The organism is Noviherbaspirillum sp. (assembly GCF_035654295.1).
GTDB lineage: Bacteria > Pseudomonadota > Gammaproteobacteria > Burkholderiales > Burkholderiaceae_D > Noviherbaspirillum.
Genome location: NZ_DASRXF010000050.1, coordinates 15,890 through 34,975 on the forward strand (window position 1 = coordinate 15,890; position 19,086 = coordinate 34,975).

Sequence of the window (19,086 nt, forward strand, 5' to 3'; positions counted from 1 at the left end):
CATGCTTCCCGCATTTTCCGACCCTGTGAAAGTGCTCGTCGTCGACGACGTCGAGAAGAACCTGCTGGCCATGCAGGCGTTGCTGGAACGCCCCGGTCTTGAGCTCCTGTGCGTCTCGTCAGGCGAAGCGGCACTCGAACTGCTGTTGCAGCACGAGGTCGCACTGGCGCTGGTCGACGTCAACATGCCCGGCATGGACGGCTTCGAGCTGGCGGAACTGATGCGCAGCAACGCCAGGACACGAACGATTCCAGTCATCTTCATCACAGCCGCGCTGCACGATGCAAGTCGCGCCTTCCGCGGGTACCAGGCGGGGGCCGTCGATTTCCTCTACAAGCCGTTCGAGCCCGATGTCCTGCGCAGCAAGGTCGATGTCTTCGTCGCGCTCTTCACCCAGCGCAAGCAACTCGAGCTGCATGCCGCCGAGCTGAAGCACGCCATCTATGTCAACGATATGTTCAATGCCGTGCTGGGGCATGACTTGCGCACGCCGCTGGCGGCGGTCATGACAGGTGCGGAGGTCATCATGCATACGGCCGCGCAACCAAACATTGTGTCGACGGCTGCGCGGATTCGCTCAAGCGGCGAGCGCATGGAGAAGATGGTCGCGCAGCTGCTCGCCCTCGCCGGGACGCGTTCGGGCGAGATACCCTTGGAGCTGGCCAACGGCGACTACGGCGCGGTCTGCGAACAGATCATTTGCGAGCTGACCAACCCGGCTTCGCCACAGCATGGGCGGGATGACGTTCGCCTCACGATCGAGGGCAATGCCGAAGGGCTCTTCGACAAGCACCGCATCGCGCAGGTACTTTCCAACCTCGTCGCCAATGCCCTACTGCACCGGACGCCCGGCACATTGGTTGAGGTGACGATCGACGGGTCAAGGCAGGATCGGGTAAGCATCCGCGTAGGGAACGAAGGCTGCATCGAAGCCGACGTCCTGACCACGATATTCGAGCCATATCGCAGCGGCAAGCGCGCGTCCACGAACGCGTCTGGGCTCGGGCTGGGGCTGTATATCGTCAAGCGGCTGGCGGAAGCCCATGGCGGCGCCGTGACGGTTCAATCCAGTGTTGGTGAAGGAACGCAATTTGAAGTCGCCTTGCCGCGCATTCCACCGAACGTGAAATCCGGCATTGCCAATCCGCAATGAGGGAAGGGGGCTTGCCCCGAACAGGATCCTTGCTCTTGCTCAAGAACCCTGCCTGACGCCCGCTTGACCTGTAATTCGGTGTTTGCCAAAATAGCGAAATGGACTCCGTTTTCAAGGCGCTGTCAGACCCGACGCGGCGCCAGATCCTCAAACTCCTGCGCGAGAACAATCTCAGCGCAGGCGACATCGCTTCGCATTTTGCCGTCTCGAAACCCACCATTTCAGGTCATCTCTCCGTGCTGAAAGAAGCTGGCCTGGTGGACGTGGAGCGGCATGGAAACGTATTGATCTATCGGCTGAAGCTGAGCGTGCTGGAAGAAACGATGATTCCCTTCATGGAATTCTTCGCACGGAATCAGGATTCGAGAAACAAGAAGGAAAAGAAATGAAACATCCTGCGGTACTGGTCCCGCTGGTTCTGGGAAGCCTTGCGCTTGCCGTATCCGTCCTGCTGCATGGACGCCTTCCCGAATCGATGGCGATCCATTGGAACCTGAGCGGCGAGCCCGACGGGTTCGCCTCGAGGCAGATCGGCGCTTTTGCTCTGCCCGTTCTGACACTTCTGCTTTCATTGGGACGCACCGTGATACACCGCCTCGAGCCGCGGGCGCCGAACCTCGAACGCTCTTCAAAGGCACTGTCAGCGCTCGTCGTGGCCATGGCGCTGGTGTTGACGCTGGTCCATCTCACAATCCTGGCCGCGGCGATCGGCATGACGATCAATCCCGCGGCAGTGGCGATCGGCGCCACCGGACTGCTCTTGACGCTCTCCGGCAACTACATGGGCAAGACACGTTCCAATTTTGCCATCGGGATCCGGAACCGTTGGACCTTGTCCGACGAGCAGGTATGGGACAAGACGCATCGCGTTGGCGGAAGGCTGTTTGTCGCCGAGGGCGTCGTAGCCTTGCTCATATCACTCACCGGCTTGAGCGGGACGGAAACAGCAATAGCACTGTTTGCCGCAGTCGCCGCGACACTGGGGGGCCTGCACTTGTATTCTCTGAGTTTGTGGCGCAATCGCGCCCCCGGCGGCGGGCGCACGCGATGATGTTCTGGAAAGAACTCACCGCCCTCGGGGACGCAAGCATTACACTGCCCGCAGCCATCGTCATCGCTCTGTTGCTCCTTGCCCCGACCACGAGAGGGCTGGCGCTGCGGTGGTTTGTCCTGTTCGGAGCGATGTTAGCCTGCGTGGTCGCCACGAAGCTGGCATTTCTTGCCTGGGGTGCCGGAATTGCGGAGATCAATTTCACCGGTATCAGCGGACATTCCTCTCGGTCGGCCGCCGTTTGGCCTGCGCTTGCCTTTGTACTCGTCTGGAACAGCAGCAAGGCAACGCGCAGAAACGTTGTTGCGCTCTCTTTTGTCATTGCCGCCTTGATTTCCGCATCACGCGTGATCATTGACGCGCACTCGCTTTCCGAAGCGTTGCTCGGCTTTGTACTTGGTTCGGTGGTCTCTATGCTTTTCATGCAGCGCGCAGCCGCATATCAACCTCGTCCTGTCGGTCACCCGATTCTTGCGGTCGGGGCTGTCATCCTCGTTGGCTCGGCTCTGCTCGGCCCGGCGCCCACGAAGACATGGATGCGCGAGCTGGCCTTCTATCTGACGGACCGTGATGAACCGTACAGCCGCAACGAGTTGATGCAAGGTACTGGAGGAGCGCGGCAATAGAACTGGCGCGTCCCTGCGCGCGCGATTGTTTCCCCATATTCATGGGAGGAAACTGAAAGGAGCGTGTGCTTAAATGCCTTACTCCCAACCAGACCTGCGCAAGCGCGTGGCGCTGCTCGCGGCATAAAATGACAAGACAAGTATTGTTGGCATCAAGTGTATTGCTGTCGCTTCTCATCATGCTCGCCCTTCTCATGCAGGGCTGGCGAATGAGAGATGAACGTGCTGACGATGCCGGCTGGGCGCAACTGCACGCGTCGCAACCAGGCGATCACAAGGTCTTCGAACCTGCGATGGTTCAGCACTTGCCGGACCCGGCCCGCCGCTACTTTCTTTTCACGATAGCACCTGGCACACCACTGGTTCCGGTAAGCGAGATTCGAATGCATGGGGAGATCGGCCTGGGCAGCAAGGACGCTCCCGGTTACCAGCCGATGCGCGCACACCAGATTCTCGCCCCGCCTCACGGCTTTATCTGGCGAGTTGATGCGGGTTCCGGCGCGATGCGCATGAGCGGCTCGGACGGCATGCTGCAAGACCGTGCGTGGACCCGATTCTGGCTCAACTGGACGCTTCCGGTGGTGCGGGCAGGCGACGACGAGAATGTCCTGCGCTCAGCGTTCGGCCGCGTTGCAGCAGAGGCGGCGTTCTGGGCGCCTGCATCGCTCTTGCCGGGGAATGGCGTCATTTGGGAGAGCGGTGATGGACCGAACCGTGCCAGGGCAACCGTGAGGCGGGGTGCGCTCACCCAGTCGCTCGAGATGGAGATTGCAGAAGACGGACGGCCCCTGTGGGTAATGATTCCGCGGTGGAGCAATGTCAACCCTGAGGGGGAGTGGCGCGTCCAACCGTTTGGCGGCACCCTCGCAGACTTCCGCAGCTTTGGCGGCTATACCCTCCCGACACGGGTCGACGGCGGCAATCATTTTGGCACCCCGGACTACTTCCCATTCTTCCGCGCCCAGGTCGAGGAGATAAGCTTCCCCCGGCAATGATTCCTGCGAATGCGCTATGCGGCTGCTTCTGTCAAAGCCCGCAATGCATCGGCAATATCGTAGGGTTTTGGAAGGACCTGTACCCCCGGAATCGACACCCGTTGTTCGGAGTAGCCGGTGGTAAGCACAACACCGACTTGGGGGCGGCGCTCTCGAAGCGATGCGGCCAGCTCAATGCCGCTCATCGAGCCTGGCATCACAACATCGGAAAACACGATATCCACGGGTGCGCCGGTATCGAGCAAAGCCAATGCATGATCGGCACTCTCCGCCGTGAAAACTTCGAAGCCTGCCTTCTCGAGCGCTGGTACCACGCTTTCCCGCACAAGAGGATCGTCCTCGACAAACAAGAGCCTGATGCCCGCGACGGGGGCGGCTTCCTTTTCCCGCATCTCGATCGTCTGCCCGGCAATCGGTCCAGCCGACTTCGGCAAGTAGATCTCCACGGTTGTTCCATGGCCCTCGCTGCTATGCAGGAGCAGCGTCCCGCCTGACTGCCGGGCAAAGCCGTACGCCTGGGGCAGTCCCAAGCCGGTGCCTTGGCCGATTTTCTTGGTCGTGAAGAACGGGTCGAGCGCCTTTCCCATCACCTCCCGGGTCATTCCCAGGCCGGAATCGGCCATGCACACACGGACATACTCTCCTGCGGGGATTCCCTCCAACGGAGAGGCGAGCATCTCGTTGCTGACCGTCAGCCGGATGGTGCCGCCGGCAGGCATTGCATCCTTTGCGTTGAAGGCGAGATTGATCAGCGCCAGTTCAAACTGGGTAGGGTCTATGGTGACAGCCCAGAGACCGTCAGCGACATCGACTTGCAGATCCACGTTTGACGGCAAGATGTTCTCGACCAGCTGCTCAAAGTCTCTGACGTGCCGGTCCAGGCTGACGGTTTCCAGTCTTGCGTCCTGCGTCCGGCCGAATGCGCTTAGCTGGCCGGTCAAGGAAGTTGCCCGGTCCAGGGCTTTGTTGCAGGTATCGATCAGGGACTGCACGCGCTCCTGGCTGGAGATCATCCGGGCCAGTTGCAGCGCGGTGGTCAGCGTCTGGAGCAGATTGTTGAATTCATGGGCAATGCCCGCGGTAAGCCTGCCCAGCGCATCCATTTTCTGACTTTGGAGCAGGGCTCGCTGTGCCCGCTCGGTATCGGCAACGGCCTGGGCTACGCGGTGCTCCAGTTCCTGCTTGCTTCGCCGGATCTGTCTGCTGGCATCGGTAATGCGGGCGCCGACAGCATCCACTTCAACCAGCCCCTGGGGCTGATAGAGGACTTCTTCGCCGCGTCCCAGCTTGTCTGCAGACGCGCCCAGCTGATTCATGCGCCCGATGACTCTTGTGGCAATGCGCTGGGCAAAGATGAACGAGATCCCCAGCAGTATTGCCATCATGAAGGCCAAAAATGCCGCGGCCCGAAATGGAGTACGACGGAGTTCGGCTTCCGGAATGCTCAGGACGATCGTCCAATCCGAGATCGGAACACGCTTGAAAAAGGTTTTCACCGGAACTCCGTCCAGCGTCACCGTCTGGACGATTCCTTCCGTTGTCGAGGAAAAGAGCTTTTGAATGCTCTCGTCAGACGATTTGCCGACATACTGCTGATGATCCCGGGATCGTGCCACGATCACGCCCTTGCGGTCCACGATCACTCCCAACCATTGGCGAGGCAGATCTTGCTGCACCAGGAGAGACTGCATCGCCAAGACATGTACTCCCATGATGAGGAAGTACTGAATCTCGTCTCCTTGCATGATCGGAACCTGGAGTATGAAGTCGTGGCGCTTAGCTACTGGAGCGAGAAAGACGTCCGAGACGAGGGTCTGCGCTGCGCCATGCCGCTGCATGAGCGCGTCCATGTTTGAAGCACGTTGCTTCGGAAGCGGTGCCCCGAATGGCGCGCGGGTATTCAGTAACTGGCGGCCGCTCTTGTCCACAAGAATAATGGCCGTCTCGGGAGTGGGCGCCATTTTCTTTGCGTAGGCATAGAACTCTTGCAGATCGCCGCTGGCGAGAGCCGGGAAATTGGCGAGTGTCTTGAGGATGCCTTCCTTCGCCTGCAGTTCATTGTCCACCAGGAGGGAAAAGGCCCGGGCGGCTTCGGTCATCCCCTTCTCTTGTGCCGCCTGCTCTTCCCTGTAGACATACCATACGGCAAGTATCGAGGCCAGAAAGGCTGGAATCACAACAGACAGGACCAGGATAATCAGTTGACTTCTAAAACGCATGGTCGCCGATCAGGGGTAAGCGGGTGACACTCCTGTGGAGTCAGCCCGCTGTCTTTGATGAGAAACATGGGGTGAATATACAGCAAGACTGCCGCTGGGGGTCCGGGCGGCGAAGCACGCACGTGAAGACTTTACGGGTAGAAGTTAACCGGTAGAAACGGGCGTGGAAACGGCGCTTCCGGTCCGGCTGTTTGCCGAGGTACGTAGCCCCTTGCCTGCAGAATCAAACAAGAATCTGCCCGGCATCCACTTGGCCGACCAGTGTAAGCAGGGTCAAAGGGTCTTCATCGACGCGTGCCGTCAGGGCCGTGAGTTGGGCCGGGGTTGCCTCCTTCTGCGATGCCGTCAGGTGTCCGACGCTGAAAATCCCCCAGTCCACCCGATTCTGGAAGAAATCCTTTCCGTCGACCTCGTCGGCGACGCCGAGGGCCGCATTGGTCATGTTGATGACAAGTTGTCCGCGGCTATGCGTGGCCAGCTGGTTGGACCAGTATGCCAAGCCTTCCGCATCGGGCGCCTTGTCGAACACGTTTTGATAGATGGACGTCACGAAGGATGTCGGCGACAGGGTAGTCGGATAGATTGCCTTGACGATGTCGAGCGAGAAGATGGTGTCGGCCACGGCCTCCAGGCCCTGCGCGTTCTTTTGCTGCGCCCAGTAGTTGTATCCCTCCTTTTCCGGTGCCCGGCGAAAACCGGCGACGTAGATCTGGACCAGCGATGCATCGATCCCCGAGTAAGCCGCCACAGCCGAGAGCGGCACATCCCTGTCCGACAGCCGCACAGTTTCCACATCGCGGCAGATGGCGATGTTGTCCGCGCTATCCTGGATCAGGAAGCTGTTGTCGCGCAGCTTGGCAATGCCCGCGTCGCTCGAACTGAAGTTGACCCAAAGGATGTCTGCCCCGTCGCCGCCGTTAATGCCGTCCTTGCCCGCAATGTTGACGAAGATGTCGTTACCGCCGCGGGCATACATCATGTCGTCCCCGCCGTTGCCGGCAATCCAGTTCGGCGACGCCGAACCGGTAATGACGTCATCGTAGTTCGAGCCATTCGCATTTTCGATATCGCCCGTCAGCCAGTAGAAGCTGGTCGGACTGGTCTCGATCGCGTCGGAAAGCGGGATCGCGAAGCCAGCGCTGGTATCCACGATGGCAGACGGCCTTGTATCGGGAAGTGCAATGATCCAACCCTCGTCCGACGCCGCCGCGCTGGCCGTATCGAGCCCGCCTGCATCCCAGAGAGTGATGTAGTCGCCATAACGTAGAAGCGAGTGCGTCGTATCGCCGGCGTTCGTCTGCATGTTCTTGCCATAGAGGTACTGCAGCGCAAGAACATCCATCAGCATCGGCGTGGCCGGATCCCAGGAAATGTCGTTGTAGTCGTAATCGTCCTGATAGGACATGACCGTGAACCAGTCGTTGTCCATGTATTCCATTCCCAGGTCCTGCAAGGTTGGCCGTCCCGTTCCGCCATCGTCATGCGGATGCTTGAGGCCGAGCGCGTGGCCGATCTCATGCATGAAAAGGAAATAGCCGGCGGAACCCGGCGCGTAACTGGGCAGTGAATTTGCCTCGCTATTGACGTTGAGGAACACGTCGCCGGGCGCGCCGGTGTAGTAGATTCCGTTATAAGACGTGTTGGAGAAGAATGCGCGGCCCCATGCTGAAGCGCTCGAAAAAATTTCCGGCGAGCCGCTGAGTGAAATCGTTATATCCGAATAGGGGCTGGCACTCACCGGCGAAGAATATGCGCCCGTATACTCGAAACGGACGTTGGCGTAGTAGGAGATAGCGTCGAAGATGGGCGTGATCTGTGCAGCTACCCGAGCCGGGTCGAGCCAGACCTCGCCAAAAAGTCCGCCGGCCACGCTCCATCGAATCGTTCTCGATGCATCGAGCGTCCAGTAATAGCCGTTGGTGGCGGCGTCTACAAGGGCATCGCCGGTCAGGTTGAAGGGTGCGCTCGAGGGAATCGCCATGTTGTTCTCTTGTTCTGTATTTGTTGGAGGCCGACATGGCGAAGATAAGCCTCCCGGATGTGGCTGCCTATGGCTGGCACCGACAAGTTGCAGCAAGTTTGATATCGACCAAACCGCGGCAGGCTGCGATCGAATCCCAGCCTGCGCAGGTGACGATGCGTTTTACAGCGGAGGCACGACGCCGGCAAACCTCAGCAAGTCTGCCATCAGGAAGGTTTCAGGTTTTGCCGAAGGAAGCGTCGGCTTCCAGTCAGGCTGATTGCTCAGGTAAGAAGTATCGTCCACCTTCAGTACACCGATGAACACTTCCCCCACGATACGGCTGCCGACCGGCCCGAGGCGCAGGCCCTGTTCCATCACTTCCGCCTCTTTGAGGATGTAGTAAAACAGCGGCGTGTCGTTGTCCATCGTATGCCTGCTGTCCGGTGCATAGGTCGCCAACTCGCTCAACTGCTCCCTCGACAGGGTCGGCAGGTTCATTTTCTTTGCCACTTCCTGTCCGGAGGGCAGGCCGAAATTGACATGGCGCGCCAGGGTCCGCGCAGGCAGCGCCTGCAAGCCGTCGGCAGGAAGCCCAGGCGATGGACTCCGCGCTCCGGGCAGGTTCATCACGACTGAAGACAGCTTGGTGTCGATACGCTTGTTCGGCCGGGAATTTCCGTCGCCGAAATTGAAGAAGGTCTGCCAGTCGACGAACCGCCGCGGCGCACGCTTGCCGCCGCGCAGGTCCTGCGGATCGGGATTATTCGGGTCGATGGTGTCGTCGAACAAAAAGGCGAAAAAAGGCGTTCCGCCGCTAGGGCCGAAATTGAGCCGGTAGCTGGGCCGGATCTGCGAATGGCCGAAGCGATACGCCCCCACGGAGAACTCGATAGGCAGCAATGCGACGCGGCGCCCGGAGCGGGTCTTGATGTGGTTCGATGACTGTTCCGGCTTGTAATATTTCAGCCCTTCGCTGAGGAGCTGGTCCACGCGTTCCTGGCCGATGGTCTGCGGCAAAAATTCATGCAGGATGATCCACTGATAATGCCAGGTCACCAGCCGGCGCGCCTCGTCAAAGATCCGTTCGGGGGAAGCATGCCGGTATTCCGGCTGCCGGTCCAAATAGTCCGTCACGGCATTGTGAAAAGAGAGGATCGCCAGGTGCATTTGCGAAACGACGGAATTTTCATCGTTGCGCCCCTCGGAAACAATTGCATCCAGCTCGTCGCGCGGCAGGTCACTGCGCTGCGCCCCATTTCTCGACACCGACTCGGAACCCGGATTGGCCTCGACAATGAACTTGATCAGATCACCGTTCGTTTCGTAAAGCTCCGGCGACCCCGACGGCCCTTCGCCATACACCGAATCCAGGTCGAACGCGGCCGTGCGGAAATTGCTTGTCTGTTCAGGGGCTTCGTTCTCATCCAGTTCGGAATCCCGATCGAAGGCCAGGTCGTGATCCAGGAACTGTCCGAGAAAGGTAATTCCCGCCGTCATATTTGGATTGTCGGGGTTGTTCGGGCTGAACCGGGCGGGATTGATGATCGACTGTACCGGGTCGGAGAGATCGTCCTTCGCGTTCAGGATTCCGTCACGCGCTCCGAGTTGTTTGGCTGCGGTCCGTGCGCTCTCGGTCTGTTCACTGAAGGCGGGCAGATCCGGAAACATGCGTATGAAGACATTACCGGGTTCCGGCGCAATTTCTTCCATTGGCGTTTCCACTGTCTGCTGAGCCCAGCCAGGGTGAAGAACCAGGCCCGAACCGAAGATGGAAGAAACGAATATGAATCGCCAAGTCATCGCCATGCAGAGCCCTCGTGCATCAAAGAAAAAACACGGATGGTAAAAAACTGCACAAGTTAAAAATATAAGCCTATGGCTTGCAAGTTCACTATATGGTGCGACCCTATGAATGCATTCTTCTTTACCTAGCTTTACATTAGACATGCCTGGATAAAGGGGTATTTTCATGCGCTGAGACAAGTATCGGCAGCGGCGTCTTCAATGAGAGTCGATTTTCCAGGCCAACGCGTCGAATCGTTTTGCCGATCAATGATCGAAGTAATAGCGCGCGGGATTCCACGAGGGAAATTGCCCCGGATCGCGCGCAGGGTCGTTCATCACGAAGGAACGCTGAATGAAAATTCTATTGATTGATGACGATGTCTCGCTTGCCCACATGCTGGAAGAATATCTGCGAAGTGAAGGCTTCGATGTTCTTGTTCTGCACGATGGAAGTACCGCGATTGCCGAACTTGCCTCCGGAGCGTATGGAATCGTCGTCCTCGACATCATGATGCCTCGGATGAATGGCCTGCAACTATTAAGGCAGATCCGCGCGTCCAGCCAGATACCGGTACTGATGCTGACCGCCAAGGGAGATGATGCAGACCGCATTACCGGGTTGGAACTTGGCGCGGACGATTACGTACCCAAGCCTTGCACGCCTCGCGAACTGACCGCGAGGATTCGAGCGATTCTCCGCCGCACCCAGTCGCTCGCCACGGCAGTTTCCATGGAGTCCACGTTCTTCGTCGGGCCATTGCGGCTGTGGCCCGGAAAACGAAAAGCGGAATGGGATGGGCAGCCCGTTCAGCTCACCAGCACCGAATTCAGTCTGCTAGAGGTCCTGGTAAGAAATGCAGGCCGTCCGGTGAGCAAGAACGCGCTCTCCGAGCAAGGCTTGGGCCGCTCGCTGGCGCCCTATGACCGCAATATCGATGTTCACATCAGCAGTCTTCGGCGCAAGCTTGGACTGACGAAAGACGGCTCGCCCTGGCTACGCACTGTTTATCGGATCGGCTACCAGTTTGTCAAAGAATAGGAAACCATAGGAAACGGGGCGCGAATGGGGCGCTTGTTCTGGAAATTCTTTATTGCCATCTGGCTGGCGCAGCTTCTCGGCACGATGTCGGTCATGTTCATCGTCGAGACCGTATACCGGATGGAAGAAGCTGGACGACCGCGGGCGGCTGCGGATCAGTCGGCGAATCTTTTGATCGACTCCGCCGCCGCGACCCTGCGCTATGGAGGGACCAAGGCACTGCAGATCATGGTGGAAGACACCGCAAGGCAGAGCTTGATGGTGGTGGACGAAAACTACCGCGAGATCTTCGGCAGGCCGGTAGACCCTGCCGCTTTGCGATCGGCGCTGGATAAAAATCAGCAGGGAGAGGATACCGAAAGCGTCCGCCAGGTGGTTTTACCCGACGGGCATAGATACCTGCTGTTTATTCAGGATGCGGTGCAAAGTTCGAGGCAAAACGATCGCGCGCCATTGCCGCCGCACGGCGCAAGGCTGCTTCCGACGGAGCCTTTGCTTGCGCACCTGATCGCGAGCTTGGTTGTTGCTGCGCTTCTTGCCCACTACTTGTCGAGGCCGATACGCAGTTTGAGTTCGGCGATCCGGGACATGGCCTCCGGGAAGCTTCAGGTGGCCGTGGCCGCCGCCGTCGAACGGCGAAAGGACGAACTGGCGGACTTGTTGCGTGATTTCGATGACATGGCCCGGAGAATCGCCACCCTGGTAGATGGTCAACGGCAGCTGTTTCATGATGTGTCGCATGAGCTGCGCACGCCGCTCGCGCGTATGCAGGTTGCCATCGGCCTGGCAAGGAAGCAGCCGGAGAAAATCGAGAAATTGCTGGAGCGGATAGACGGCGAGATTGTACGGATCGATCGATTGATCGGCGAATTGCTGGCCCTGTCGAGGCTCGCGGTTACGGAGGTCGGGATGACGGATGAAGAGTTCAACATCCATGCACTTCTTGCGGAGATCGTGGACAACGCCCGATTCGAGGGGAAGGCGAAAGGGCAAAAGATTCAGTATTCAGGTGATAGGGAAGTGAGTATCAATGGGAGCCCCGAACTGATGCGCCGGGCGATTGAAAATGTGGTCCGCAATGCCGTCGAACACACGCCGGACGACTGTGTGATTTCGGTCGAATCCCGAATGGATGCCGCGCGTGCCCGCTTGCGGATTGTGGTCTCCGATACCGGGCCGGGTGTATCGGGTACCGAGATGGTCAGCGGGACGAAATCGGGACGCTCTGCGGATGGTCATGGATTGGGACTGTCAATCTCGAAACGCATCATCGATGCCCACCGTGGGGAAATTCGGATACAAAACCAGGCAAAGGGCGGCTTGAGTGTCGTGATCATGTTACCGGTGTCCCCTGGCCCGGACGCCGGGGGACACCCGTAGGCTGGGATGTAATCCCAGCACTGTTTGCCGGTTTGGTGAATGCTGGGATTGCATCCCAGCCTACCGGCGGATTGGCTTTTTCAGGCGGCCCAGCAGGCGATCGAGCGAGATGGCGCCACCTCCGTACGCGACGATTGGCAGCAGCAAGCCGGCCCAGGTCAGATGGGTTGGCCATGCAGCCGGGTAAACAAAGACCTGAATCACCGCAGTCATGGCAAGCAGTGCCAGCGCCGCCGGCCTGGTGAACAGGCCGATCACGAGCAGGATCGGGAACAGGTGCTCGGACCATGTCGCCAGCTGCGCGGCGAACTCGGGGGCGATCAGCGGTAACGCATACTCGTGTTCGAACAGGGCGTAAGTGGTGTCCTTGATCGTGAGAAGGTCCTGCACCTTGGTGCGTCCCGAGAGAAAGAAGACGGAGGCGATGCCGACGCGGGCAATCAGCAGTAGCACGGCCTGCGGCAACAGACGCGACGGCCATGCGGGCGGGGCGATGGTGTTTGTATCCATGGTTGGGCTCTTTCGTATAAGGTAAATCGTCGACAGGCGGGCAAGCGTCAGGTACGTCAGGTGCGCCATTTGCCGTTGCGGACCAGTTCAATGACGGCGTCGGCGAACGCCTCCGGCGCTTCCTGCGGCAGGTGATGGCCTGCGCCGGGAACAGGGTGGTGGCTGTAAGGGCCGCTGAACCTGTCCGCAGTGTCCCTGTCCGGCACCACCCCGCTGGCGTCCCCGGCGAGGACGATGGACGGCACGGCGATCAACGGCCTCTCTGCCAGCTTTCTTTCCACCGCCTCGTATCGGGCATCGCCTGCCACCCGGCCGAGACGGTGGCGCCACGAATGAATGACGACGTCGACATAATCCGGATTGTCGAAGGCAGCCACGGCGCGCTTCAGGAGGGCGTCGTCGAAGGGCCAGCCGGGAGAGTTGTCGGCCCACAGGATGCGGGCGGCGTCGCCCCGGTTTGCCTCGAGGCGGGCGCGGCCGCGCTCGGTCTGGAAATAGTAGTACTGGTGCGCGAGCGCCGCTTGGGCCTGCCGCGATAAGGGCGAGGTCAGATTGCCGGCCGCATAGCCGTTCACGGCGACGACGCCGACACAGCGCGTCGGTTTGAGCACGGCAGCGACGCAGGCGGCGCGCGCGCCCCAGCCGAAGCCGGCGATCACCGCTTCGGGAATGTGCAGCACATCCATCAAGGCGATCACATCACTGCCGACCGCAGCCTGCTGGCCGGATCGCAGCGTCGATGCATGATTGAAGCGTGTCGTACCATGCCCCCGCAGATAGGGCACGATGGCGCGATAGCCCTCGGCGGCCAGCAATCGGGCGACCTCGGTGTAGCTGTGGATGTCGTAGCCGAGGTCGTGCAGCAGGATGACCGGCCTGCCTTCCTCCGGCCCGGCCGCGTGGTAGCCGAACTCGAGCAGGTCGCTCCTGGCCTGTTCTACCCGCAGCCTTGGCAGGGGTTCCGATGCGGCGCCGGCGAGCGGCACGCCGCCGGCGGCGAGGCCGCTGATGGCTGCGACGGCCAGCATGAAGTTGCGGCGCGAGGTAATGTTCCGGGACACGAGTCAATCTCCTTGATTCGGTGTTGTGAAAATTGGAAGCGCGCGGTCGACGCCGGTGACGAGTTCGCTGCCGATCCAGCCGGCGAGCATGGCGCCGGCCCTGATGACGCCTTCGCTTTCGCCGACCCGGCCGACCAGCATTTCGCATAGCGCATGGAAGCTCCCGTTTGCCTGTACATGCAGAATCGCTTCGTGCTCCAGCATGTCGACGGTGTGCAGGCGGGAGACGAATCCGCGGCGCCAGACCAGCAACGCGCAGGGCTGCGCCAGCATTTCCGCTTCCGGCCTGTCCCTGCCTTCGTGCAAAGCCGACCAGATGCCAGCGGCGTTGGTCGTGGCGGGCAGCGTCAGCAGGGAGGGCGCCAGCAGCAGCCGTGCAGCGTCCCAGTCGATGTTCGCGAGATCCGCGGCTGCTACCGGCGCTGCATCGCGCGCGACGAAGGCTGTGGTCAGAGCGGCCTCGATCCAGGCCAGCTCGTGGATGTCGGGATTGCGGGGAAACAGTGCTGCCAATGTCGCGCCGAAATTGTCGGCATACGCGTCGAGCGTCCAGGAATGCGGCGGATGCCTGTCGATGTGGCTGACGGCGGCGTAATGGAAAGCTTCGGCGCCCATCCATGCCCGTACTTGCGGAAAGGATTGCTCGAGGCAGCCGACGAGCTGGGCACGGTAATTGTTCTGGTAGACGGCAAGGCCGGCGCGCTTGCCGCCACCGAGCCGGGCGGCTGACTCGTCGGACGCGCTGACGAGCCAGGCGCGGAAATCGCGCTGCAGTTCGGCCAGCGTCATGCCGCCTCCTTCAGGCCGAGATGGCGTGCGATATCGAGTTCTTCCAGCAATACGGGCAACGGCGGAATGCTGTCGTCACGCTCGATCATCGTGGCCACGGGTCCGCATCGGGAAATGGCCGTGGCGTACAGGCGCCAGACCGCGTCGATGACGGCTGCGTCGTGGGTGTCGATCAGCATATCCCGGCCCTGGCTGTGTCCGGCGAGGTGAATCTGGCGCACGCGGTCCGCCGGAATGCCCTGCAGATAATCGAGGGCGTCGAAACCGTGATTGCTCGCGCTCACGAAAACATTGTTCACGTCGAGCAGCAGGCCGCAGCCGGTGCGCTTCGTCATTGCGGCGATGAATTCCCATTCGCTCATGGCGCCGTCGAACGCCACATAGCTGGATGGATTTTCGAACAGCATCGCGCGGCCGAGCGCATTCTGCGCCCTGTCGATGTTGTCGCAGACGATGTCGAGCGCTTCCTCGGTATAGGGCAGCGGCAGCAGGTCGTGCGAATTGAAACCGTCGATGCGTGTCCAGCACAAGTGATCAGAGACGAACAGGGGCTCGATCTCGTCGACCAGTGCTTTCAGGCGCTGCAGGTAGCCATGCCTGATGCCGTCGGCGGAACCGATCGACATCGATACGCCGTGCAGGATCACCGGGTGCCGTTCGCGCACCCGGCGCAGGATATGCAAGGGCTGTCCGCCATCGATCATGAAATTCTCAGAGATGACTTCGACGAAATCGACGGGCACACGGGTTTCGAGGAAGTCCTGGTAGTGTTCCTTGCGCAGGCCGAGGCCGTAGCCGGCGAAGGGACGTGGAAGGGGAAATGCGGGCATCGTACGTCTATTGAAGGAGTGGTGGACCAGCCTGCCCGGCCGTGCGGCCGGGCGGCTATGGCGCTTATTCAGCTTCGGTCAGCGTGCCGCCGAGCGCACGGCACTCCGACGGGGTCTTGACCAGGACGCCCTGGCCCTTGCATTCGTTCAGACCCTTGCAGTCATTCTTGGCCGTGGCGCACAGGCTGGTGCCCTTGCAGGTATTGATGCCGTAGCAGCGGCCGGGCTGCTCCTTCTCGGCCGCCTGCCCGGCATCCTGGGGCTGGGCGGCGATGGCGGCGGCCGAGGAGAGGGCGAGCAGGGCGGCGGCAGCGGCAAAACTGACGCGGGATTTGATGGCGTTATTCATGTGGTTTCCTTTGTTGATTGGGTTTGCATTGCGTTGATACGCTTACCTGGCATTCAGCGCCGCCTGCTCGATGACATTCGCCACCTCGTGCGGCTTGGAAATGTAGACGGCATGGCTGGCCTTGATCTCGGTGACCTTGGCGCCGGCGCGCTTGTACATCCACCGCTGCAGCTCGGGGTTCAGGTACCGGTCCTCGGTCGCGACGACGCCGTAGCTCGGCTTGTCGCGCCAGGCAGCGCCCCACGAGGCGGCGTTGAGGGTGGCCTGGGTAATCGGCACCTGGGAGGCCGCCATGATGTTGGTGCGGTTCTGCGGCAGGTCGGCGGCGAGATCCGCGTGGTACCTGGCCGGATCGAAGTAGCTGGTGCCCAGCCAGTTGGTCCGCAGGGAGTTACTCGCGGCCGGCATGGAGGCGTTCAGCTGCCTCGCGTTCTCACCAACCGCCGGCAGCAGGGCGGCGACGTAGACGAGCGCCTTTACCTTGTCGCCGCCGCCGGCGATGGAGATCGCCGATCCGCCGATGCCGTGGCCGACGAGGACCACCGGACCGACCTGGTCGAAGAGGACCTTGCGGGTGGCGGCGACGTCGTCGTCCAGCGTGGTGTGCGACGGCTGGACGATGCTGACCTTGTAGCCCTTCAGCCAAAGGATGTCATGCACAAGGCGCCAGCTCGAGCCGTCGACGAAAGCGTCGGGGACAATGACGACGTTCTTGACACCCGCCGGCACGGGCAGCGCAGGAGTGGCCGCGGCGGTAGCCGGTCCGGCGATCGCCAGTGCGATCGTCAAGGTCGAAACGAATTGCATGGAGGTGCTCCTCGATGTAAGAGATTACGCACGCGGCGTAAGCGAGCCGAAGCCCTTCGGCGTCTTGATGGTGGTGCACGTTCCTTTGTCGACGAGTGTCCAGGCATCGCCCTGGTAATCGACTTTCGAGGTGCCCGCGCAGGATGTGCCCGGCCCCGCAGCACAGTCGTTCTGGCCGGCGAGCGATACGCCGTAGCATTTCTCGGTCGCTTTCTTTTGCGGCGCCTCGGCCTGCGCGCCGGATGCAACGAATGAAAAGGCGAGTGCAGCCGCGAGGGCAGCGTGGGTGGTCTTCATGGGATCTCCTTGAATGAAAGTGGTGGCGTCGGGCGGTATCAGTGGCGCCTGCCCGTGCGTGCCGCTACAGGGCTTGCGCACGGAACGCAGTATGCGCAGCGTGGGTATCCCGAATATGTCGCGCGGACAGGCTTTTTGTATGACGCCGTACCAGGGTCATGCGGAGATACATTCCGGATACACGGCGGCCGTACCCGGTTTGGAAGAGAGTGCGGGGCAGAGAGCGTCAGGACACCTGGATCAGGACATCCCTGACCCGGTCCAGCGCCGTGTCGATGTCGATCGTGTCGATCGCGCCGAAGCCGAAGAACAGGCCGCTCTTCGGCGGCGGGCCATGATAGAAGGGATCGGTGGCATACAGTCCGACGTCGAGCCGGCGTGCCAGCCTGCGGAGAAGATCGATGTCCACCGGTTCGCGAAAAAGGGCGGCCATGTGAAAGCCGGCAGTGAACGGCACCGGGTCGAGCCATGGTGCAAGGTCGGTCGTGAACCGGTGCAGCAGTTTCTCGCGGCGCGTGGCATAGATTGCATGGCAGCGCCGGACATGCCGTTGCAAGTGACCTTCCTTGATGAACAGGGCCAGCGCGTTCTGGATCAGGGTGGCGTTGTGGCAGTCGGTCAGGTACTTGGCCTTGAGCACCGCTTCCAGGATCGCCGGCGGCGCAACGAGATAGCCGACGCGCACTTCGGGCAGCATGACTTTCGAGAAGGTCCCGACGTAGGCAACGAGACCGTGCGTATCCATGCTTTGCAGGCAGTCCGCCGGCCGTCCCTCATAGCGGAAGGCGCAATCGTAATCGTCCTCGACGATGATTGCGCCGATCGCCAGGGCGCGTGCCAGCAAGGCTTGCCGCCGTTGCTGCGACATCGCCAGGCCAAGTGGGAACTGGTGCGCCGGGGTGGTATAGATGAGCCTGCAGCCGGCAGGAATGGCGTCCACCACCATTCCCTGGTCATCCACGGGAATGCTCACGATCTCGGCGCCCTGGCTCGCAAACAGTTCGCGCGCCGGGGGATAACCGGGCTCCTCGACCGCCACGACCGCTCCCGGCTCAAGGAGCACGCGCGAGATCAGGTCGAGCGCTTGCTGCGCGCCGTTCGTGATGACCACGTCTTGCTCGCTGCAGCGCACGCCGCGCGTAAAGCCGGCAAACCCGGCGACGGCCGTGCGCAGGCCGGGCAAGCCCTCGGTCAGCGCGTAGCGGCCACGGGTTGCGTTCTCCAGCTGCAATGCCCGATTGATGCAGCGTCGCCATTCCGTCGCCGGAAACGGGGTCTTGCTGGCGTTGCCGCCAATGAATTCGTAGCGGGACTGGCCTTCGGGTGCAGGGTGACGTAGGGGTGTCTCGATGCCGGCCCAGCGGCTGACCACCGCAGCGCCGGCCAGGTCACCCGCGGTCTGCTCCCGGGGTTTGGGCGCGGGCATGGAACGCACGAAAGTGCCGATCCCGACCTGGCCGACCAGCAGCTTGTCGAGACTGAGGCGCGAGTAGGCTTCCGAGACGGTCTTGCGTGAAACGCCGAGTTGTTCGGACAACAAGCGTGAAGGAGGCATTTGTTCGCCCGCGGCCAGCCGGCCGGTGTGGATGGCGTCGCGCAGCTGGCGGTAAAGCTGTCCGGCAAGATCCTTCTTGCCCTCTATCACGATATGCAATTCCATGGCTTGGTCCCGGTGCGGGCCCCTTCATCTGGGGGAATGGTCTCCTCATTTTAGATCGAATTGGCACCTCCGCTGCCCCGGGTGGACTCCTATAGTGTGGACTCCATCGACATTCAACAAGGAGCCCACCGTGGACAAGCGCATCGACCCCTACACCTCTTCCAAGGAAGCCATGGAAGCCATGCTCAGCCTGGAGAAGTCTGTTTCCAGGCTGGGACTGGAGCCCTCGCTGCTGGAACTGGTCAAGCTGCGTGCCTCGCAGATCAACGGCTGTGCCTATTGCGTGGACCTGCACACCCGCGAGGCGCGCGAGGCCGGCGAAACCGAACGCCGCCTGTATGCGGTCTCGGTATGGCGCGAGACCCCGTTCTTCACCGATCGCGAACGCGCCGCCCTCGCCTGGACGGAAGCCCTGACGCTCATCGCAGCCACCCATGCCCCGGACGCCGACTACGCCGCATTGGCGGCCCATTTCAACAAGAAGGAAATGACGGACCTGACGCTGGCCATTGTTGCCATCAACGGTTGGAACCGCATCGCCGTCGGCTTCCGCAAGATGCCGACGTGAGAAG

Annotated in this window: 19 protein-coding genes; 8 read left to right on the plus strand and 11 right to left on the minus strand. The window is 61.0% G+C overall.

From position 1 onward, the window contains the following. The first annotated feature begins 1 nt into the window (after nucleotide 1). The 5 genes from VFF99_RS05940 to VFF99_RS05960 all read left to right on the plus strand — a co-directional run bounded on the left by VFF99_RS05940 (nucleotide 2) and on the right by VFF99_RS05960 (nucleotide 3,825). Nucleotides 2-1,153, plus strand: coding sequence for a hybrid sensor histidine kinase/response regulator (locus tag VFF99_RS05940; RefSeq protein WP_325015913.1), 1,152 nt, complete (start codon nucleotides 2-4; stop codon nucleotides 1,151-1,153). Nucleotides 1,154-1,251: 98 nt separating this feature from the next. Continuing rightward, entirely contained in the window at nucleotides 1,252-1,542 is a 291-nt protein-coding gene (locus VFF99_RS05945) for an autorepressor SdpR family transcription factor (protein WP_325015916.1), read from the plus strand. Beyond that, nucleotides 1,539-2,204: an SdpI family protein gene (locus VFF99_RS05950; protein ID WP_325015918.1), complete on the plus strand. Its 666-nt coding sequence runs from the start codon at nucleotides 1,539-1,541 to the stop codon at nucleotides 2,202-2,204. The genes VFF99_RS05945 and VFF99_RS05950 overlap by 4 nt, the downstream gene beginning before the upstream one ends. Further along, nucleotides 2,201-2,830, plus strand: coding sequence for a phosphatase PAP2 family protein (locus VFF99_RS05955; protein WP_325015920.1), 630 nt, complete (start codon nucleotides 2,201-2,203; stop codon nucleotides 2,828-2,830). Before VFF99_RS05950 ends, VFF99_RS05955 begins: the two co-directional genes overlap by 4 nt. A 128-nt stretch (nucleotides 2,831-2,958) precedes the next feature. Beyond that, the gene (locus VFF99_RS05960; protein ID WP_325015922.1) at nucleotides 2,959-3,825 is read left to right on the plus strand and encodes a DUF6544 family protein; all 867 of its coding nucleotides are present in this window, start codon (nucleotides 2,959-2,961) and stop codon (nucleotides 3,823-3,825) included. A gap of 14 nt (nucleotides 3,826-3,839) precedes the next feature. On the opposite strand, the gene VFF99_RS05965 is transcribed toward VFF99_RS05960, so the two are convergent. The 3 genes from VFF99_RS05965 to VFF99_RS05975 all read right to left on the minus strand — a co-directional run bounded on the left by VFF99_RS05965 (nucleotide 3,840) and on the right by VFF99_RS05975 (nucleotide 9,717). After that, entirely contained in the window at nucleotides 3,840-5,924 is a 2,085-nt protein-coding gene (locus VFF99_RS05965) for a hybrid sensor histidine kinase/response regulator (RefSeq protein WP_325015923.1), read from the minus strand. A gap of 343 nt (nucleotides 5,925-6,267) precedes the next feature. Continuing rightward, the gene (locus VFF99_RS05970; RefSeq protein WP_325015925.1) at nucleotides 6,268-8,025 is read right to left on the minus strand and encodes a DUF4214 domain-containing protein; all 1,758 of its coding nucleotides are present in this window, start codon (nucleotides 8,023-8,025) and stop codon (nucleotides 6,268-6,270) included. A 162-nt stretch (nucleotides 8,026-8,187) separates the two neighbouring features. Then, a complete protein-coding gene (locus tag VFF99_RS05975; protein ID WP_325015927.1) occupies nucleotides 8,188-9,717 on the minus strand; it encodes a heme peroxidase family protein in 1,530 nt (509 codons plus the stop codon). 427 nt (nucleotides 9,718-10,144) lie between these two features. On the opposite strand from VFF99_RS05975, the gene VFF99_RS05980 reads away from it, so the two are divergent. Further along, on the plus strand, nucleotides 10,145-10,831 hold the full coding sequence (locus tag VFF99_RS05980) for a response regulator transcription factor (protein WP_325015929.1): 687 nt from the start codon (nucleotides 10,145-10,147) through the stop codon (nucleotides 10,829-10,831). A gap of 24 nt (nucleotides 10,832-10,855) precedes the next feature. Then, nucleotides 10,856-12,211: an ATP-binding protein gene (locus VFF99_RS05985; RefSeq protein WP_325015931.1), complete on the plus strand. Its 1,356-nt coding sequence runs from the start codon at nucleotides 10,856-10,858 to the stop codon at nucleotides 12,209-12,211. A gap of 60 nt (nucleotides 12,212-12,271) precedes the next feature. On the opposite strand, the gene VFF99_RS05990 is transcribed toward VFF99_RS05985, so the two are convergent. The 8 genes from VFF99_RS05990 to VFF99_RS06025 all read right to left on the minus strand — a co-directional run bounded on the left by VFF99_RS05990 (nucleotide 12,272) and on the right by VFF99_RS06025 (nucleotide 18,514). Next, entirely contained in the window at nucleotides 12,272-12,721 is a 450-nt protein-coding gene (locus VFF99_RS05990) for a DoxX family protein (protein WP_325015933.1), read from the minus strand. A 56-nt stretch (nucleotides 12,722-12,777) separates the two neighbouring features. Continuing rightward, nucleotides 12,778-13,782 carry an alpha/beta hydrolase gene (locus VFF99_RS05995; protein WP_325015934.1) on the minus strand — a complete coding sequence of 335 codons (1,005 nt, stop codon included), beginning with the start codon at nucleotides 13,780-13,782 and terminating at the stop codon, nucleotides 12,778-12,780. 3 nt (nucleotides 13,783-13,785) lie between these two features. Further along, entirely contained in the window at nucleotides 13,786-14,571 is a 786-nt protein-coding gene (locus VFF99_RS06000; protein WP_325015936.1) for a DNA-binding domain-containing protein, read from the minus strand. Then, on the minus strand, nucleotides 14,568-15,401 hold the full coding sequence (locus VFF99_RS06005) for a DUF692 domain-containing protein (protein WP_325015938.1): 834 nt from the start codon (nucleotides 15,399-15,401) through the stop codon (nucleotides 14,568-14,570). Before VFF99_RS06005 ends, VFF99_RS06000 begins: the two co-directional genes overlap by 4 nt. Nucleotides 15,402-15,465: 64 nt before the next feature. Then, entirely contained in the window at nucleotides 15,466-15,750 is a 285-nt protein-coding gene (locus VFF99_RS06010; protein ID WP_325015940.1) for a hypothetical protein, read from the minus strand. A gap of 42 nt (nucleotides 15,751-15,792) precedes the next feature. Next, nucleotides 15,793-16,557 (minus strand): alpha/beta hydrolase, encoded by a 765-nt coding sequence (locus tag VFF99_RS06015; protein WP_325015942.1) that lies wholly within the window; start codon nucleotides 16,555-16,557, stop codon nucleotides 15,793-15,795. A 24-nt stretch (nucleotides 16,558-16,581) separates the two neighbouring features. Continuing rightward, nucleotides 16,582-16,854: a DUF2282 domain-containing protein gene (locus tag VFF99_RS06020; RefSeq protein WP_325015943.1), complete on the minus strand. Its 273-nt coding sequence runs from the start codon at nucleotides 16,852-16,854 to the stop codon at nucleotides 16,582-16,584. Nucleotides 16,855-17,080: 226 nt separating this feature from the next. Further along, nucleotides 17,081-18,514 (minus strand): PLP-dependent aminotransferase family protein, encoded by a 1,434-nt coding sequence (locus VFF99_RS06025; protein WP_325015945.1) that lies wholly within the window; start codon nucleotides 18,512-18,514, stop codon nucleotides 17,081-17,083. A gap of 130 nt (nucleotides 18,515-18,644) precedes the next feature. Between VFF99_RS06025 and VFF99_RS06030 the strand changes: the two genes are divergently transcribed. Next, a complete protein-coding gene (locus tag VFF99_RS06030) occupies nucleotides 18,645-19,082 on the plus strand; it encodes a carboxymuconolactone decarboxylase family protein (protein WP_414691506.1) in 438 nt (145 codons plus the stop codon). Nucleotides 19,083-19,086: the final 4 nt, after the last annotated feature.

Coding starts and splice junctions, on each gene's coding strand:
- VFF99_RS05940 (WP_325015913.1), top strand. CDS start 2: ATGCTTCCCGCATTTTCCGACCCTGTGAAAGTGCTCGTCGTCGACGAC.
- VFF99_RS05945 (WP_325015916.1), top strand. CDS start 1,252: ATGGACTCCGTTTTCAAGGCGCTGTCAGACCCGACGCGGCGCCAGATC.
- VFF99_RS05950 (WP_325015918.1), top strand. CDS start 1,539: ATGAAACATCCTGCGGTACTGGTCCCGCTGGTTCTGGGAAGCCTTGCG.
- VFF99_RS05955 (WP_325015920.1), top strand. CDS start 2,201: ATGATGTTCTGGAAAGAACTCACCGCCCTCGGGGACGCAAGCATTACA.
- VFF99_RS05960 (WP_325015922.1), top strand. CDS start 2,959: ATGACAAGACAAGTATTGTTGGCATCAAGTGTATTGCTGTCGCTTCTC.
- VFF99_RS05965 (WP_325015923.1), bottom strand. CDS start 5,924: ATGACCGAAGCCGCCCGGGCCTTTTCCCTCCTGGTGGACAATGAACTG.
- VFF99_RS05970 (WP_325015925.1), bottom strand. CDS start 8,025: ATGGCGATTCCCTCGAGCGCACCCTTCAACCTGACCGGCGATGCCCTT.
- VFF99_RS05975 (WP_325015927.1), bottom strand. CDS start 9,717: ATGGAAGAAATTGCGCCGGAACCCGGTAATGTCTTCATACGCATGTTT.
- VFF99_RS05980 (WP_325015929.1), top strand. CDS start 10,145: ATGAAAATTCTATTGATTGATGACGATGTCTCGCTTGCCCACATGCTG.
- VFF99_RS05985 (WP_325015931.1), top strand. CDS start 10,856: ATGGGGCGCTTGTTCTGGAAATTCTTTATTGCCATCTGGCTGGCGCAG.
- VFF99_RS05990 (WP_325015933.1), bottom strand. CDS start 12,721: ATGGATACAAACACCATCGCCCCGCCCGCATGGCCGTCGCGTCTGTTG.
- VFF99_RS06000 (WP_325015936.1), bottom strand. CDS start 14,571: ATGACGCTGGCCGAACTGCAGCGCGATTTCCGCGCCTGGCTCGTCAGC.
- VFF99_RS06005 (WP_325015938.1), bottom strand. CDS start 15,401: ATGCCCGCATTTCCCCTTCCACGTCCCTTCGCCGGCTACGGCCTCGGC.
- VFF99_RS06010 (WP_325015940.1), bottom strand. CDS start 15,750: ATGAATAACGCCATCAAATCCCGCGTCAGTTTTGCCGCTGCCGCCGCC.
- VFF99_RS06015 (WP_325015942.1), bottom strand. CDS start 16,557: ATGCAATTCGTTTCGACCTTGACGATCGCACTGGCGATCGCCGGACCG.
- VFF99_RS06020 (WP_325015943.1), bottom strand. CDS start 16,854: ATGAAGACCACCCACGCTGCCCTCGCGGCTGCACTCGCCTTTTCATTC.
- VFF99_RS06025 (WP_325015945.1), bottom strand. CDS start 18,514: ATGGAATTGCATATCGTGATAGAGGGCAAGAAGGATCTTGCCGGACAG.